This window comes from Sphingomonas sp., assembly GCF_036388215.1.
Taxonomy (GTDB): domain Bacteria; phylum Pseudomonadota; class Alphaproteobacteria; order Sphingomonadales; family Sphingomonadaceae; genus Sphingomonas.
Genome location: NZ_DASVSH010000023.1, coordinates 1 through 16,211, shown reverse-complemented (window position 1 = coordinate 16,211; position 16,211 = coordinate 1). Strand labels below are relative to the sequence as shown.

Annotated in this window: 18 protein-coding genes and 1 pseudogene; 12 read left to right on the top strand and 7 right to left on the bottom strand. The window is 66.3% G+C overall.

Annotation, left to right across the window (positions count from 1 at the left end):
• The first annotated feature begins 120 nt into the window (after window positions 1–120).
• Window positions 121–1,221 (top strand): glycosyltransferase, encoded by a 1,101-nt coding sequence (locus VF617_RS09270; RefSeq protein ID WP_331014595.1) that lies wholly within the window; start codon window positions 121–123, stop codon window positions 1,219–1,221.
• Here VF617_RS09270 and VF617_RS09265 read toward each other — a convergent pair.
• The 7 genes from VF617_RS09265 to pyrE all read right to left on the bottom strand — a co-directional run bounded on the left by VF617_RS09265 (window position 1,189) and on the right by pyrE (window position 7,682).
• Window positions 1,189–3,207 (bottom strand): TonB-dependent receptor plug domain-containing protein, encoded by a 2,019-nt coding sequence (locus VF617_RS09265; RefSeq protein WP_331014594.1) that lies wholly within the window; start codon window positions 3,205–3,207, stop codon window positions 1,189–1,191. The two genes, VF617_RS09270 and VF617_RS09265, sit on opposite strands and share 33 nt — an antisense overlap.
• Window positions 3,204–3,830: a maleylacetoacetate isomerase gene (gene maiA, locus VF617_RS09260; RefSeq protein ID WP_331014610.1), complete on the bottom strand. Its 627-nt coding sequence runs from the start codon at window positions 3,828–3,830 to the stop codon at window positions 3,204–3,206. Before maiA ends, VF617_RS09265 begins: the two co-directional genes overlap by 4 nt.
• Complete coding sequence (locus VF617_RS09255) at window positions 3,827–4,954, bottom strand: AI-2E family transporter (protein ID WP_331014593.1); 1,128 nt, start codon at window positions 4,952–4,954, stop codon at window positions 3,827–3,829. Before VF617_RS09255 ends, maiA begins: the two co-directional genes overlap by 4 nt.
• Window positions 4,951–5,820 carry a signal peptidase I gene (lepB, locus tag VF617_RS09250; RefSeq protein WP_331014592.1) on the bottom strand — a complete coding sequence of 290 codons (870 nt, stop codon included), beginning with the start codon at window positions 5,818–5,820 and terminating at the stop codon, window positions 4,951–4,953. The genes VF617_RS09255 and lepB overlap by 4 nt, the downstream gene beginning before the upstream one ends.
• Window positions 5,820–6,224, bottom strand: coding sequence for a holo-ACP synthase (gene acpS / locus VF617_RS09245; protein ID WP_331014591.1), 405 nt, complete (start codon window positions 6,222–6,224; stop codon window positions 5,820–5,822). Before acpS ends, lepB begins: the two co-directional genes overlap by 1 nt.
• Before the next feature lie 130 nt (window positions 6,225–6,354).
• A complete protein-coding gene (locus tag VF617_RS09240; protein ID WP_331014590.1) occupies window positions 6,355–7,104 on the bottom strand; it encodes a pyridoxine 5'-phosphate synthase in 750 nt (249 codons plus the stop codon).
• The gene (gene pyrE, locus VF617_RS09235) at window positions 7,101–7,682 is read right to left on the bottom strand and encodes an orotate phosphoribosyltransferase (protein ID WP_331014589.1); all 582 of its coding nucleotides are present in this window, start codon (window positions 7,680–7,682) and stop codon (window positions 7,101–7,103) included. The genes VF617_RS09240 and pyrE overlap by 4 nt, the downstream gene beginning before the upstream one ends.
• 172 nt (window positions 7,683–7,854) lie before the next feature.
• Between pyrE and coxB the strand changes: the two genes are divergently transcribed.
• The 11 genes and pseudogenes from coxB to VF617_RS09180 form a co-directional block, all read left to right on the top strand.
• Window positions 7,855–8,994, top strand: coding sequence for a cytochrome c oxidase subunit II (coxB, locus tag VF617_RS09230; protein WP_331014588.1), 1,140 nt, complete (start codon window positions 7,855–7,857; stop codon window positions 8,992–8,994).
• A gap of 1 nt (window position 8,995) precedes the next feature.
• Window positions 8,996–10,690, top strand: coding sequence for a cytochrome c oxidase subunit I (gene ctaD, locus VF617_RS09225; protein ID WP_331014587.1), 1,695 nt, complete (start codon window positions 8,996–8,998; stop codon window positions 10,688–10,690).
• Window positions 10,691–10,815: 125 nt separating this feature from the next.
• Window positions 10,816–11,085 carry a hypothetical protein gene (locus tag VF617_RS09220; RefSeq protein ID WP_331014586.1) on the top strand — a complete coding sequence of 90 codons (270 nt, stop codon included), beginning with the start codon at window positions 10,816–10,818 and terminating at the stop codon, window positions 11,083–11,085.
• Window positions 11,086–11,140: 55 nt separating this feature from the next.
• Entirely contained in the window at window positions 11,141–12,046 is a 906-nt protein-coding gene (locus tag VF617_RS09215) for a heme o synthase (protein WP_331014585.1), read from the top strand.
• Window positions 12,043–12,210 (top strand): hypothetical protein, encoded by a 168-nt coding sequence (locus VF617_RS09210; protein WP_331014584.1) that lies wholly within the window; start codon window positions 12,043–12,045, stop codon window positions 12,208–12,210. The genes VF617_RS09215 and VF617_RS09210 overlap by 4 nt, the downstream gene beginning before the upstream one ends.
• Window positions 12,207–12,743 carry a cytochrome c oxidase assembly protein gene (locus VF617_RS09205; protein ID WP_331014583.1) on the top strand — a complete coding sequence of 179 codons (537 nt, stop codon included), beginning with the start codon at window positions 12,207–12,209 and terminating at the stop codon, window positions 12,741–12,743. The genes VF617_RS09210 and VF617_RS09205 overlap by 4 nt, the downstream gene beginning before the upstream one ends.
• Before the next feature lie 32 nt (window positions 12,744–12,775).
• Window positions 12,776–13,657 (top strand): cytochrome c oxidase subunit 3, encoded by an 882-nt coding sequence (locus VF617_RS09200; RefSeq protein ID WP_331014582.1) that lies wholly within the window; start codon window positions 12,776–12,778, stop codon window positions 13,655–13,657.
• Window positions 13,658–14,062, top strand: a complete 405-nt coding sequence (locus tag VF617_RS09195) for a DUF983 domain-containing protein (RefSeq protein WP_331014581.1) — start codon at window positions 13,658–13,660, stop codon at window positions 14,060–14,062.
• Complete coding sequence (locus VF617_RS09190; protein ID WP_331014580.1) at window positions 14,062–14,673, top strand: SURF1 family protein; 612 nt, start codon at window positions 14,062–14,064, stop codon at window positions 14,671–14,673. The genes VF617_RS09195 and VF617_RS09190 overlap by 1 nt, the downstream gene beginning before the upstream one ends.
• 47 nt (window positions 14,674–14,720) lie before the next feature.
• Window positions 14,721–16,112, top strand: coding sequence for a threonine synthase (gene thrC / locus VF617_RS09185; RefSeq protein ID WP_331014579.1), 1,392 nt, complete (start codon window positions 14,721–14,723; stop codon window positions 16,110–16,112).
• Window positions 16,109–16,211 (top strand): annotated as a pseudogene (locus tag VF617_RS09180) (class I SAM-dependent rRNA methyltransferase); the annotation flags it as partial. The gene thrC and the pseudogene VF617_RS09180, both read left to right, overlap by 4 nt.

Sequence of the window (16,211 nt, the reverse complement as noted above, 5' to 3'; positions counted from 1 at the left end):
CACCCGTCGCCTCACACCGGAAATAGCCGAACGCCACGCGGAACCGGCTGACTGACAGCGAATTGCGGTTTATTACGGGGGCGATTTGGGCGCTGAGGTGGCAATTCGCAAGAGATCATGTTGCACCGCACCTATTCCCAAAAGGCACAGCACATCCTGACCTTCGCCCAGCGGCTGCAGGGCGGAGGCGTCGAGCGCGCGATGCTGCGCATGGCCGATGGGTGGATCAAGGCGGGGCGGCGCGTGACGCTGGTGCTGGGCAGCCGCGAAGGCCCGCTGGCGAGCGAAATTCCTGCGGGGATCGAGCTTCACGAGCTTGGAGACGGCAGGCACAGCGCGCTGTTTTCACTGGCCCCCCACGTGGGCGAGATGGGGCCCGATCTGATCTTCTGCCCAGGCAATCATTATTCCGGAATCGCGGCGCTGGCCCGGCTGCGGCTGGGCGCGGACGCCCCCCCGATCGTGGCGAAAGTCTCCAATGCGCTCGTCCGCCCCGAGCAGGGGCCGGTTACCGCCTGGGGCTATCGGCGCTGGCTGCGGCTGCACCCGCTCTTTCTGGATCACGTGGTGGCGATGACCCCGGCAATGGCCGCGGAGGCAGTCGCCGAGATGCGGATACCGGCACACCGGGTAAGCGTGATCGCCAATCCTCCCGCGACGGCGCGTGCGGACGCGACGCCGGTGGCGGTGCCCGAGGGGCTCTACATCATCGGCGTGGGGCGGCTGGAGCCGCAGAAGCGCTGGGACCGGCTGCTCGCGGCGCTACCCCGACTTGCCGACCAGCGGATCAAGCTGCTGATCCTGGGCGAAGGCGCGGCGCGCCCGTCGCTGGAGGCGCAAGTCGCCGCGATGGGGCTGGGCGACCGCGTCTCGATGCCGGGGCATGCGGGCGACCCCCTCCCAGCCTTGAGAGGCGCGGCAGTCGCAGTGTTGACGTCGGACTATGAAGGCGTGCCGGGCGTGTTGCGCGAGGCGCTTTTGGTGGGGACGCCGGTGGTATCGACCGAATCGAGCGTGGCGGTGCGCGAAATCCTGGCCTCGCCCGATCTCGGCAGCGTGGTGGGGCGAGAGGATGGCGATGCGCTTGTCGCCGCGCTCGACCATTGGCTCGCGCCGGGACGCGCGCGTCCCGCGCCGGTGATCGCGGGAGGCGATCCGATCGGGGAATATCTCGCCTTGTTCGATTCGCTAGTGCACGCGCAGACGAAGTCCCAGCCATAAGGTGCGCGGAGAGGTGCGTTCGATCACGCCCGGGCCGCTGATCCCGGCTTCTACGCGCGCGTCCGCAAGATTCTCGGCCCGCGCTTCGATCGCGAGGCTGCGAGTGAGCGGTAACGCGGCGGCGGCGTCCAGCGTCAGGGCGCCCTTGAGGCGGCGCAGATTCTGGTCGTCCTCATATTGCGGGCCGGCATAGCGCGCGGTGGCGGACAGATCGCCCCAGGCGAGCGTCGCGCTGGCATGATGCCGCGCGGTCTGGGCGGGGCGGAGTGCGCCGATCCGCGAATCGACAAAGGCATAGGACGCAAAGGCGCCGAACCTGCCCGCCGAGTAGCGCGCGTCGAACTCGACGCCGCGTGCCTCCAGCTCGGGAAGGTTCTGCCGCCGGCGATAGAGGCCCGCCGCCGAGACGAAGCCGACGCCGGGGAAAGTGCCCGGACCATTGGCGATGCTGACATTGGCGATCGCCCCGGTCAGGCGGTTCCAATAGAGCGTAGTGCGCAGCGAAAGCGCGGGCAGCGGCCGCCAGTCGATCCCCGCTTCCACTCCGGTCAAGCGCTCCGGATCGAGCGCGGCATTGGCGGCGGTGGCGTCCGCACCGACGCGGAAGGGGCGGTAAAGCTCATTGAGCGTAGGCAGTCGCCAGCCGCGATAAGCGGCGGTGCGCAGCGTGATGCCGCCCAGATCATAAGCGCCTCCGAGCCGGCCGGTGGCCTCCCAGCCGCGGCGATCGGCGAAGACGAGATCGGTAAGCGCCGCGCCGCCGGCAAGCGAGCGCTCGATCAGCGAGCCATTGGCGATGCTCCAATGATCGAGCCGGCCGCCGGCGCTGAGGGTGAAGGATCCGGATTCGTAGCTGGCGTCGGCGAATGCCCCGAGCGTCGCGCTCTCGCCGCCCGCGACGCGGCTACGCGTCGGGGCGCCGGCCACATAAGTGAACAGCTCCTGCGTGCGGCCCGAAACCCGGCGGACTTCTCCCCCCAGCCGCAGCGTCACTCCGCCGCCGATCGGGGGCTCCACTTCGAAGCGGCCGCCAATTCCGGTCGCGGGCACATTATACTGGTCAAGGGTCGCGGCCACTATGCTGCGCGCATCGTTGATGCTGGCGAACCCGCTGGCGAAACCGCGGGTCTGGAGATAGGCGAGCGCCGACCAGCCCCAACGCCCGCGATGGACCAGGCGGATGCTGGCATCGGCGCCTTCGCTCTTCACGCGCGTGAAGGCGATGCCCCGGTCCCGTGCGTCGGTGAAGCCCGAGAGATTGGCCTGGAGCTCCGTGCCGCCGAGATCGACCACGCCGCGCAGCGCGATACTTGCCTGTTCATAGGGCGCGGCGCGATCGGCGGGGCCGCGATCCTCCGCGACGATGGGGATGAAGCCGTCGCCTCGCGCATATTGCCCAGCAAGGGTGACGAAACCGCCGCCGAGTTCGGCGGCGGCGACTGCGCGCGCATCGAGGCTGTTGCGGCTGCCATAGGCGACGCCGGCGTGGAAGCGGCCAAGTTCTCCGGGCGAGCCGCTCGCCAATTCGATCGTGCCGGCCAACGCACCGGGACCGGCATAGCCGCTTCCCCCACCGCGCGTCACTCGGGCCGAGGCCAGACGCTCCGGAAGATAGGCCGGGAACGCCACCCAGCCGCCGAACGGATCGGCCTGGGGCACGCCATCAAGCAACAGCAGCGCGCGGCTGGAGGCGTTGCCGCCGAGCCCGCGCAGCGTGACCCCTTGGCTGGTGGGATGCGCCGAGCGCGAATCGGAGCGCCGAAACTGTGCGCTCCCGGCGGCATCGCGCAATGCGTCCTCCAGCCTTCCGCTCGCGGTGCCGACCAGCCGTTCGCGGGGGATGGTGACCACGGCATAGGCCGCGTCGCCGGGCGGCGAGGCCAGGCCCTGGCCGGTCACGACAATCTCGCTGGGGTCGCGCGCCGCTTCCTGAGCCAAAGCGGGCGCGGCGACCAGCAGTCCCCCCGCCAATGCGGCAAACCTCATTGCGGCGCGACCCGATCCGGATGCGCGCTGGCGAAGGCCGGGAGCGCAGTGGCAGCCGCATCCATTGCGACCAGCTTCGGATATGCCTCCAGCGGGGTATCGAAGCGGCGCGCGTTGAACATCTGGGGCACGAGGAAGAGATCGGCGATGCCAGGCGCCTCTCCGCCGAGAAAGGGGCCCTCTCCCGCCATTGCCTCGAGCGCGGCGAATCCTTCGGCGATCCAGTGCCGCGTCCAGTCGTTCCGCGCCTCTTCCTCGACGCCCATGTCCTTGAGCCGCCGCATCACGCGCAGATTGTTGAGCGGGTGGACGTCCATGCCGACCACCAGAGCCTGGGCCAGCGCTTGGGCACGCGCGTGGGGGTCGGCGGGGATCAACCGCGGCTCCGGATACTGCGCATCGAGCCAGTCGATGATCGCCAGGCTCTGGGTAAGCACCACGCCATCGGCTTCGAGAGCGGGGACCAGGCCTTGTTGGTTGCGCGCGAGATGCTCGGGGCTGCGCTGCTGGTTTTCGAGCAGCATCACTTCGCGGCGTTCATAGGCCACGCCCTTCAGATTGAGCGCGATCCGCACCCGGTAAGCGGCGGAGGAGCGGAAATAATCATAAAGCAGCACGGTCAGGGTTCCTGCGGAGTCGGTTCCCCGGCGCCCATCCGCCGCCAGCGCGGGCGCCTGCCCGTGCTTGCCCGCGCGCCCCGCTCGGCTTCGCTTTCCAGCGCGACCTTGATCATCGCCACCATCGGATCGGCGAGCGCCAGGCCCAGCACGCCGAACAAGGTGCTCGCCAGAATCTGCGCCGAAAGCGTGAGTGCGGGCGGCAGATCGACGGTGCGCTTCGCCACCAACGGGATCAGCACATAGCCATCGAAGGTCTGCACCGCGAAATAGATGACGATCGCCCAGAAACCCTGATCCGGCCCGGCGCTGAACCCGGCCGCGACCATCAGCACGCCCGAAATGAAAGCGCCGATATTGGGGATGAAGGCGAGGATGCCGGTGATGATGCCGAGCAAGAGCGCCATCGGCACGCCGGCTATCGACAGCAGGATCCAGGTGAGCGCCCCTTCGAACACCATGCCCGCCAGCCGGCCCGCCAGCAGCACGCGCATCGTTCGCGCCATCCGCGCGATCGTGACCGAAAATTGGTCGCGCTGCTCGATCGGCACCATCCATTGCAGCCCGCGCTCATAGAGCCGCGGCTCCATCGCCACGAACAGGCCGATCGTCATCACCATCAACAGGCTCGCGCCCGCGCCGAGCACCGAGCCCACCGCCGAGGTGAGCCGCCCGACCGAGCCCATGGCCTGTTGCAGGATTCCGGTGATATCGGCGCGGCCGGGCATCACCCCCAGCGACGTGAGCCATTCGACCACGCGATTGGCCTGCACGGCAAGCGTGACGCGCAGCTGCTCGGCCTGCTGCGCGATCTGCACGCCAGTGAGATAGAAGACCCCGGCAATGAACGCGATCACCAGCAGCACCACGATCAGCAGGCGGAAACCACGCGGGATGCGCACGACGCGGCCAAGCAGCCGCGCTCCGCCATCCAGCATCGACGCGAAGACCAGCCCGCCGAAAATGATCAGCAGCGGCTGGATCAGCAGCACGATCAGGGCGACCGCGATCGCCAGCCCGAACCAGACCGAGGCGCGCTTGAGCTCGGCGCGCATCAGCGGATCGCGCATCTCGTTGGGACCAGGCTCCTGGACGATATCGACGCTTCCGGGGGGAATCGGATCGCTCATTTTACGCCCTCCTGCGGATGCAGCGACATGCCGGCGCGGCCCGGGCGGAACGAATTCCCCCACGTGGTCGGGTTCCAGGTCGCGCTGCCGTCCAGGCTGAAGGTGATGAATTCGGCGCGCCCGCCGATATTTTCCCAGGGCACTGGACCGCCCAGGCCCTGATTGGCGAGCGGATAGCGGCTGTCCGCCGAATTGTCTCGATTGTCACCCATCAGGAACACATGGTCGCGTGGCACTCGGGTCTCGGGATAATTGTCGCCGGGGCTGGCGCCCACGCCCCTGTCGATCGTCTCGTATGAGCGGCCGTTGGGCAGCGTCTCGCGATAGATCGGCAGGCGGCAGAAGAGCCTGCCGTCGCCATGGCGCACCATGCCGCCGCGATATTGGGCGGACTCGCATTTGGTGTTCGCGTCCACCGGGATGTCGCGCATGCCCTTTGCCTCGCGTGGGATCGCCACGCCGTTCAGATAGACCACGCCGCCGCGCACCGCGATGCGATCCCCGGGCACGCCGATCACGCGCTTGATATAATCGGTGTCGGTCCCCGGCGGCGTGACGATCACGACATCGCCCCGCACGGGCAGGCGCCCAACCAACCGGCCCGGCATGAACGGCAGCAGATGGAAGGTCGGGGTGACGAACGAATAGCCATAGGGATATTTGGTGACGACCAGCCGATCGCCGACCAGCAGCCCGGGCATCATCGATTCGCTGGGGATGTAGAAGGGCTTGGCGACCAGGCTGTGGAAGCCGAGCACGGCGGCAACGAGCCAGAAGACCCCGCGCAGCTCCGCCCACCAATCGGTGCGCGGCTTGGCGTCCTCGTCGACATAATCCTCGTTCAACGCATACCCTTCCGCGACCATCACTCTTCTCTCACCGCTTCGATGATCACCATGGCGAAAGCCCAGGGATGATCGTCGGTCAGGGTTAAATGCACCTTAGCGACGTGGCCTTCGGGAATTAACGCGTCAAGCCTGGCCCTGGCCCCGCCCGTCAAAGCCAGCGCGGGCGCGCCCGAAGGGGAATTGACCACGCCGATATCCTTCATGAACACGCCGCGCTTGAAGCCGGTGCCCACTGCTTTCGAGAAGGCCTCCTTGGCGGCGAAGCGCTTCGCCAGGGTGCCGGCGCGGGTGAGCGGGCGGCGGCCCGCCTTGGCGATCTCGATTTCGGTAAAGGCGCGCTGCTCGAAGCGTGTCCCGAATCGATCCAGCGACGCCTGGATGCGCTCGATGTTGCAGAGGTCCGAGCCCGTGCCGATGATCATTGAAGAAGAAGACCCTCACCCAACCCTCTCCCGCGAAGGCGGGAGAGGGCTTTAAGAGCCCTCTCCCGCCTTCGCGGGAGAAGGAGGGGCCCGCCGCGAAGCGGTGGGAGGATGAGGGTCTTCTTCTTGCTCACCGCGCTTCGTCCATCAGCTCGCGCATTCGCCGCACCACCGGGCCCAGGCCATCGAAGATCGCCTCGCCGATCAGGAAATGCCCGATATTGAGCTCCGTCACTTGCGGGATCGCGGCGACGGGAACGACATTGCCGAAAGTCAGGCCGTGGCCGGCATGCGGCTCCAGCCCGGCCTTGGCGGCGAGCGCGGCGGCGTCGGCGATACGCTTGAGTTCCTCGGCGCGCGCGTCTTCGGGAAGCTCGCAATAGCGGCCGGTGTGGAGTTCGACGACGGGCGCGCAAAGGCGGAGCGCGGCGTCGATCTGGCGCGAGTCGGGCTCGATGAACAGCGAGACGCGGCAGCCGGCATCGAGCAACCGGGCGACCATCGGGGCCAGATGGTCGTGCTGGCCCGCGGCGTCCAGCCCGCCCTCGGTGGTGCGCTCCTCGCGCTTTTCAGGGACGATGCACACGGCATGGGGGCGATGGCGCAGCGCGATCGCCAGCATCTCGTCGGTCGCGGCCATTTCAAGATTGAGCGGCACGGTCAGCTCGGCCACGAGCCGGGCGATGTCGTCGTCCGTGATGTGGCGGCGGTCCTCGCGCAGGTGCGCGGTGATGCCGTCCGCCCCGGCCTCGACCGCCAGCAAAGCCGCGCGCACCGGATCGGGATAGCCCGATCCACGCGCGTTGCGAACCGTCGCGACGTGATCGATGTTCACGCCCAGTCGAAGCCGCCCTTCGGCGGCGGGGCGAAGCTCGCTCACGCCGCCACCCGGCTTCCCGGCTTGACGGCCGGGATCGCGGCGAGCTCCGGCGGAAGCTGGTCGGCGGGGTAAGCGGGCACGTCGAGCTGGAGCAGCGAGACGAGGGGGACGCCCACGTCAGCCGCGCCGTTCGAGCGATCGACGATGCATGCGGCGCCCAGCAATTCGCCCGGATGCTTGCGGATCGCGGCGATGCATTCGCGCGACGACAAGCCTGTGGTGACGATGTCCTCGACCATCACGATCCGCGCGCGCGCTGGAATCTCGAAGCCTCGGCGGAGCTGGAACTCGCCTTCCTCGCGCTCGACGAACAGCGCCTTGCAGCCAAGCGCACGCGCGGTTTCATATCCGGGGATGATCCCGCCGATCGCGGGCGAGACGACCAGATCGACCGGCCCGAACGACTCCCGGATCAGCTTGCCCAGCGCCGCGCACACGCGTTCGGCGCGGGCCGGATCCTCGAATATCCGCATCTTCTGAAGGAACACCGGCGAGCGAAGCCCCGAGGAGAGGATGAAATGCCCTTCGAGCAGCGCCCCCGCATCGCGGAACTCGTCAAGAATCGCATCGCCGTTCAATGTCGCTTCCTTGGCCGTGTAAAGGCGGCAACCTTTAGGAGCCCGACAGACCCGCCGCAACGGCCATGCAAAAAGGGTTGAGAATGGGGCCACGCGGCGTATAGGCCCATGTCACACGGGGCGGTTTCCCGCCTCTCCTCGGCGCTGCTCGCGAACAGGGTGAATATAGACGATGCGCATGCTTGGGTTGACTTCGATTCTCCTGGCGGCGGGGCTGGCCTTCGCCGCTCCTGCCTCCGCACAGGAGCCCGCCGCTGCGCCCGCGGCTCCCGCCGCGGCGGTCGCAGCGCCGGGCAATGACGCCGCTCCCGTGGCCGATAACGCCGCCGCGCCGGCGGTTGCCGATCCGACGCTCGACGCCGCGGGCAAGCCCAAGACCGTCGCCGTGCCCGATATGGGGCAGCCGGCGGACGCGGCTTACGGCTTGCAGGAGCAAGTGACGCCCAATGGCCAGAACGCCAAATGGTTTCACAACACGATCCTGATGCCGCTGATCACCCTCATTTCGATCTTCGTTCTCGCCCTGCTGATCTATGTGGTCATCCGCTTTCGCCGCAGCGCCAATCCGGTGCCGTCGAAGACCAGCCACAACACGATGATCGAAATCGTCTGGACGCTGCTCCCGGTCCTGATCCTGGTCGCGATCGCCATTCCCTCGATCAAGCTGCTTGCCGCGCAGTTCAAGCCCGCGCCCAAGGAAGCCGTGACATTGAAGGCGATCGGCAACCAATGGTTCTGGAGCTACGAATATCCCGACCATGGCGGCATCCAGCTGACCGCCAACATGCTCAAGGAGCAAGGCGAGGTTCCCGCCGGCACGCGCTATCGCACGGACGCCGACGGTCCCCGCCTGCTGGCGACCGACACGCGCGTCGTGCTGCCCGTAGGCGTACCGATCCGCCTGCTCACCACGGCGCAGGACGTGATCCACAGCTGGGGCATCCCGGCTTTCTGGATCAAGCTCGACGCCGTGCCGGGCCGGATCAACGAGACCAGCTTCACGATCGAGAAGCCGGGCCTCTATTTCGGCCAGTGCTCGGAGCTTTGCGGCGCGCGCCACGCCTATATGCCGATCGCAGTCGAGGCGGTTTCGCCCGAAGTGTTCGCGCAGTGGGTCGCCTCGAAGGGCGGCAAGATGCCCGCGGCCGAAGCTCCCAAGACCACCGGCGCAGTCGAATCGCTGGGCAATGAAGCCGATGTCGCGACCAACGTGACCGATCAGGGCCCACTCGTGAACGCCACTGCCGCACCGGCAGTCACCAACAAGCCCGCGACGCAGAATGCCCCGGGCCTCGGACAGACGGGCAATTAAGATGACCGATACCGCCACCGCACACGGCCATGATCATGCGCACGACGCCCATGCCAATCACGATGGGCATCATGACGCCGATCACAAGCCGGGCTTCTTCGCCCGCTGGTTCATGTCGACGAACCACAAGGATATCGGCACGCTCTATCTTATCTTCGCGATCGTCGCGGGGATCATCGGCGGCGGAATCTCGGGGCTGATGCGCGCCGAGCTCGCCACGCCGGGCATCCAGTATCTGGGGACCTGGGCGGGCATGCTCCACGGGGGCGAGCATCAGAGCCTGGATCAAGCACTGCACTTCTGGAACGTGCTGATCACCGCGCACGGCCTGATCATGGTGTTCTTCATGGTCATGCCGGCGATGATCGGCGGCTTCGGCAACTGGTTCGTGCCGATCATGATCGGAGCGCCCGACATGGCGTTCCCGCGCATGAACAATATCTCCTTCTGGCTGCTGATCCCCGCCTTCCTCCTGCTGCTCGCCTCTCCCTTTGTCGGCGGCGGCGCGGGCACGGGCTGGACGGTCTATGCGCCGCTATCGACCTATGGCGAGCCAGGGCCGAGCGTGGACATGGCGATCCTCTCGCTCCACTTGGCCGGCGCCAGCTCGATCCTGGGCGCGATCAACTTCATCACCACCATCTTCAACATGCGCGCGCCGGGCATGACCCTCCACAAGATGCCGCTATTCGTATGGTCGGTGCTGATCACGGCCTTCCTGCTGCTGCTGGCGCTGCCGGTGCTCGCCGCGGCGATCACGATGCTGCTGACCGACCGCAATTTCGGCACCGCATTCTACGATCCGCAATATGGCGGCGATCCGGTGCTCTACCAGCACCTGTTCTGGTTCTTCGGCCATCCCGAAGTGTACATCATGATCCTGCCGGGCTTCGGCATGGTCAGTCAGATCGTCGCGACCTTCAGCCGCAAGCCCGTCTTCGGCTATCTCGGCATGGCCTATGCCATGGTGGCGATCGGCGTGGTGGGCTTCATCGTCTGGGCGCACCACATGTTCACCACGGGCATGAGCGTTTCGGTCAAGATGTATTTCACGGCGGCAACGATGGTGATCGCAGTGCCTACCGGCGTGAAGATCTTCTCGTGGGTCGCGACGATGTGGGGCGGGTCGCTCAGCTTCAAGACGCCGATGCTCTGGGCGCTGGGTTTCATCTTCATGTTCACCGTGGGCGGGGTGACCGGCGTGGTGCTCGCTAATGGCGGCGTCGATGATTACATGCACGACACCTATTATGTGGTGGCGCACTTCCACTACGTGCTCTCGCTCGGCGCGGTGTTCGGGCTGTTCGCGGGCTTCTATTACTGGTTCCCGAAGATGAGCGGCCGGATGTATAACGAGCTGCTCGGCCAGCTTCACTTCTGGGTGTTTTTCGTGGGCGTGAACGTGATGTTCTTCCCGCAGCACTTCCTGGGCCTCAACGGCATGCCGCGCCGCATCCCGGATTATCCCGACGCCTATGCCTTCTGGAACCAGGTTTCGAGCACGGGCTATCTGATCATGGCGCTGGGCATGGCATTGTTCTTCGTGAACCTGATCTGGTCGATGCTCTCCGGCCGCAAGGCGGAAGGCAATCCCTGGGGCGAAGGCGCGACGACGCTGGAATGGACGCTGTCCAGCCCGCCGCCGTTCCACCAGTTCGAGACGCTCCCGGTGATCGACGGCGGCTCGGACCACTAGGACCTGCCATCCGAACGCATCGAGCGCTCCGGGGGAAACTCCGGGGCGCTTTGCTTTATGGGCCGGCTTTGCAACCACGCCGGAAACGGGGCGTTGCAACCTCGGATTCAAACAGGGTCGATGCGATGGGTCAGGGAACCGCGAACACGGGAATGGGCATAGTGCTGGCGCTCGTCGCCCTCACATTGGTGCTTTTCGTCCTGGGCATGGTGCTGCGCCGGCGCGGGGTGCTCACCACGCGCGGAGCAACGCTGGGCTGGGCGATCCTCACCTTGCTGCCGCTGTTCGGCTCGGGCTTTTTCCTCTTTACCAAGCATCAGGTGGAATATGCGACCGGCGAGACCCGCAGCGGAGTGAACGAGCCGCCCCCGGCGCAGAACGGCGCGACGCGCTGATTGCCCGCGCGGGCCCTTTCCCCTCGCGCCGCACACTCCTATAGCGCGCACAACCATGTCCACCGCCACCGCATCCCCGACCTCCCTTCCAGCCGATTGGCGCGATTTCCTAGCGCTGACGAAGCCGCGCGTGATGAGCCTGGTCGTCTTCACCGGGCTGTGCGGCATGCTCGCGGCGCCCGTGCCGATCCACCCGGTGCTCGGCTTCACGGCGATCCTCTGCATCGCCTTGGGCGCGGGCGCGGCCGGGGCGCTCAACCAATGGTATGAGAGCGATATCGACGCGAAGATGAAGCGTACCGCCGGGCGGCCGCTTCCCTCGGGGCGGATGGACCGCCAATCGGCGCTGCATTTCGGCGTCGGCCTGGCTGGGTTCAGCCTCGTCCTGATGTATTTCGCGATCAACGTGGCGGCGACACTGATCCTCGCCGCCTCGATCCTCTTCTACGTCTTCGTCTATACCATCTGGCTCAAGCGCCGAACCCCGCAGAATATCGTGATCGGGGGGGCTGCGGGCGCATTCCCGCCGATGATCGGCTGGGCTGCGGCGACGAGCGACGTGACGCTGCTTCCGCTGCTGCTATTCGCGCTGATCTTCTTGTGGACGCCGCCGCATTTCTGGGCGCTCGCCCTGTTCGTGAAGACGGACTACGCCAATGCCGGCGTGCCGATGCTGCCGGTGGTGTCGGGCGAGCGCACGACGCGGACGCAGATCGGGCTTTACACGATCCCGATGGTCCTTGCCGCCATCATCCCCTGGCCGATGGGGCTGGCAGGGCAGATCTATGGAATTACCGCGGCGGCGCTCTCGGCCCTGTTCCTCGCCTTCGCGGTGCAAGTCGCCCTGCGACGTTCGGAGCCAAACGACCCGATGATCCCCGAACGACGGCTGTTCAAATATTCGATTCTCTATCTCTTCCTCGTTTTCGGCGCATTGGTCGCCGACAGGTGGTTCGCATGACCGACGACTTGATCCGCGCTCCCGAGGCCCAGCCCTCGGACCAGGAACTGATCCGTTCGCGCCAGAAATCGCGTGCGCGGTTGATGGCGTTGCTGCTCGGCGCGTTCGTGATCCTGGTGTTCGCGATTTCGATCGTGAAGATCAAGCTGGGGCATCCGGGGTGATCAGCCGCAATCTGCGCACTGCGATCCTGGCCGGAATCGGCGTCTGCTCGATGGGCGGGCTGGGGTTCGCCGCGGTGCCGCTCTACAAGATGTTCTGCGACGTTACCGGGCTGAACGGAACCACCCAGCGCGGCACCCGCGCGCCCGGTACGACGGGACAGAAGATCACGGTGGCGTTCGACAGCAACACCGCAAAGGGGCTGCCTTGGAAGTTCGAGCCCGAGCGCCGCGCCGACACGATCGACGTGGGAGGGCGCGACATGGCGTTCTTCACGGCCACCAACACTTCGAACAAGCCCGTCACCGGCACTGCCACGTTCAACGTGACGCCCACGACCGCAGGCAAATATTTCACCAAGATCCAGTGCTTCTGCTTCACCCAGCAGACGCTCGATGCGGGCCAGACGATGCGGATGCCGGTGATCTTCTATGTCGATCCGGCAATTCTGAACGACCCGGACACAAAGGACGTTCAGGAAATCACCTTGTCCTATACATTTTATCCTGTGGATTCCGCGAAAACCGCGAGCTAGAGCAAGCCGCGAACGAGAACAGGGAACGTCCGATGGCCGGAGCCAAGAACCACGATTATCACATCCTGCCGCCCAGCGCCTGGCCGCTGTTCGGCGCGATGTCGGCGCTGATCCTTGCGGCCGGCGGGATCATGTGGATGCATTCGATGCCCGCGGCCACGCTGGTATTCTTCGCGGGCGTCGCTGCGGTCGCCATCACCTTCTTCGGCTGGTGGGCTCAGGTGATCCAGGAAGCGCACCAGGGCGATCATACGCCCGTCGTGCAGCTCCATTTGCGCTATGGCATGATCCTGTTCATCGCTTCCGAAGTCATGTTCTTCGTCGGCTGGTTCTGGGCGTGGTTCGATTTCGCGCTTTTCCCCTCGGCGGTGGACGCCGTGGGCGGCACCTGGCCTCCGAAGGGCATGCATGTGCTCGACGCGTGGAAGCTGCCGCTGCTCAACACGCTGATCCTGCTCTGCTCGGGCACCACGGTCACCTGGGCGCATCATGCGCTGATCCACGGCCAGCGGGGCGGAGCGATGAAGGGCCTGTGGGGCCTGATCGGCGTCGGCGAGAATGACGGCGTGAAGAAGGGACTGTGGCTGACGATCCTGCTCGGCATCCTGTTCACGTCGATTCAGGCTTACGAATATGCCGAGGCGCCTTTCCCCTTCAAGGCCGCGAGCGAGCATGGATCGAGCTATGGCGGCGCCTTCTTCATGGCGACCGGCTTCCACGGCTTTCACGTGCTGGTCGGCACGATCTTCCTGATCGTGTGCCTTGTGCGCGCCTATAAGGGGCACTTCACCCCCCGGCAGCATTTCGGTTTCGAAGCCGCGGCCTGGTATTGGCACTTCGTCGATGTGGTGTGGCTGTTCCTGTTCGCGTCGATCTATGTGTGGGGCGGCTGGGGCGCTGCGGTGCACGGATAAGTGCCCGACGAGCCGGGCCAGATATCGGGGGGAGGCGGTGAAGCACCGCCTCCCCCTATCGATTCGGGGCTCAAGGGAAGCTGCCCGCGCTGCGGCGCCAGGACATTGTTTGTCAGCTATTTGCGCTTCGCCGACAAATGCGGCGCGTGCGGGCTCGACTTCTCCAAGTTCAATGTCGGCGACGGACCGGTGGTGTTCCTGACGCTGGGGATAGGCACGCTGATCACCATCCTCGCGATCTGGGTGGAATTCGCCTTCGCCCCCGGGCTATGGGTCCACGCCTTGCTCTGGGCGCCCCTCACGCTCGCGCTGACCGTCCTGCTGCTCCGGTTCGCAAAGGGACTGCTGCTCGCGCTCGAGTTCCGCAACCGGGCCGAGGAAGGCCGGCTGAAGGAGCCCGAATGATGCCGCGCTTTCCGCTGATCCCCACAGCGATCGTCGGGTTCGCCATCGCTGCGATGATCGGGCTCGGCTTCTGGCAGCTAACGGTCCGGCTGCCGCAGAAAGAGGCGCAACTCGCCCAACTTGCCGCCAATCCGGCCAAGCCCGCGATCGCCTTTCCGAAATTCCCTGACGATTCGCTACTGTTCCGCAACGCGTCCGGCGTTTGCGTCGAGCCGGTATCGAGCCAGCTGATCGGCGCGGGCGGTGCGGGCTTCCGCTTCATAGTCGAATGCCGCACCGGCGGGCTGGAGGGCCCGGGCATGCTCGTTCAACTGGGCACGACGCGCGACCCCCTGGCCAAGCCGGTGTGGAAGGGCGGGCCGGTGCGCGGGCGGATCAGCCATGCGCCTGACGGCAGATCGATGCTCGCCTCACTTTTCGACAAGACCCCCAAGCGCCTGATGCTCGTAGCCGAGACGCCCGCGGCAGGGCTCACCGTGAACGCCAAGCCTGATCTGTCGAGCGTGCCGAACAATCACCTGGCCTATGGCGTGCAGTGGTTCCTGTTCGCGCTCGTCGCGGGAGTGATCTATGTGCTGGCGCTCAGATGGCGGGAGAAGAAGGCCGCCTAAAGTTCGGCTTTCTTGCTACCCCCCGCATCGCCCGCTAACCGCAAGCCATGCGCTACCACAGCACCAGAGGCACCGCGCCGCAACTCGGCTTTCGCGAAGTGACCCTTGCGGGGCTGGCCAGCGATGGCGGGCTCTATGTGCCCGAGGCGTGGCCGCGTTTCACGCCTGGGCAGATCGCTGGGCTGAAGGGCCTTTCCTATGTCGAGACCGCGGTGCGCGTGATGCTGCCGTTCGTCGGCGAGGATCTGAGCGAGGCCGAGCTGCGCGAGCTGTGCACCCAGGCATATGGCCGCTTCAGCCATGCCGCCGTGACGCCCCTGGTCCAGCTGGATCACCGGCACTTCCTGCTCGAATTGTTCCACGGCCCGACGCTCGCCTTCAAGGATGTGGCGCTGCAATTGCTCGGCCTGCTGTTCGAGAAGTTCCTGAGCGGCACTGGCGAGAACCTGACCATCGTCGGCGCCACATCGGGCGACACCGGCAGCGCCGCGATCGACGCGGTTGCGGGGCGGCATGGCATCCAGGTCTTCATGCTCCACCCCAAGGGGCGCGTGTCGGACGTCCAGCGCCGCCAGATGACCACGGTGCTTGCGCCAAACGTCCATAACATCGCGATTCAGGGCAGCTTCGACGACGCCCAGGCGCTGGTGAAGGCGATGTTCAATCATGCGGACTTTGCCGCGCGCTTCCAAGTGACCGCGGTCAATTCGATCAACTGGGCGCGGTTGATGGCGCAGGTGGTCTATTATTTCTACGCCGCCGTTCGGCTGGGCGCACCCGAGCGGCAAGTGGCGTTTTCCGTCCCGACCGGGAATTTCGGCGATGTCTTCGCGGGCTATGTCGCGGCGAAGATGGGGCTGCCGGTCGTCAGGCTGATCGTCGCGACCAACGTCAACGACATCCTGCATCGCGCGCTTTCCAGCGGGGATTATTCGGCGGGGACAGTCACGCCCACCGCCGCGCCCTCCATGGATATCCAGGTGAGCTCGAATTTCGAGCGGCTGCTTTTCGATTTCGCCGGCGCCAGTGTCGCAGGCCAGATGGCGGGATTTGAATCCTCCAGGACGATGCGGCTGACCAACGCGCAGCAACAAGGCGCGGCGGCGCTCTTCAGCAGCGACCGCATCGAGCCGGGCCAGATGAACGAAGCGATGCGCTGGGCCTCTTCCGAAGCGGGGCAGGTGATCGACCCGCACAGCGCGATCGGCCTGGCCGCCGCGCGCCGCGCCGATCTGTCGGCGGACGTGCCGATCGTGACGCTGGCGACCGCGCATCCGGCGAAGTTCGCCGATGCAGTCGAGCGGGCGACCGGCACCCGCGCGCAGGTTCCCGCACGGGTCGGCGACCTGTTCGACCGGCAGGAACGCTATGACGTGCTGCCCGCGACATTCGACGCGGTCACCGCCTATATCGCCGAGCGCGCGCATCCGCGGCCGTGAAGCTGGTCACGCTCACCGGCGAGCCTTGGGCCGACTACGGGCTGATCGATTCGGGTCACGGCCGCAAGCTCGAGCGCTATGGCGATTATCGCTTCATCC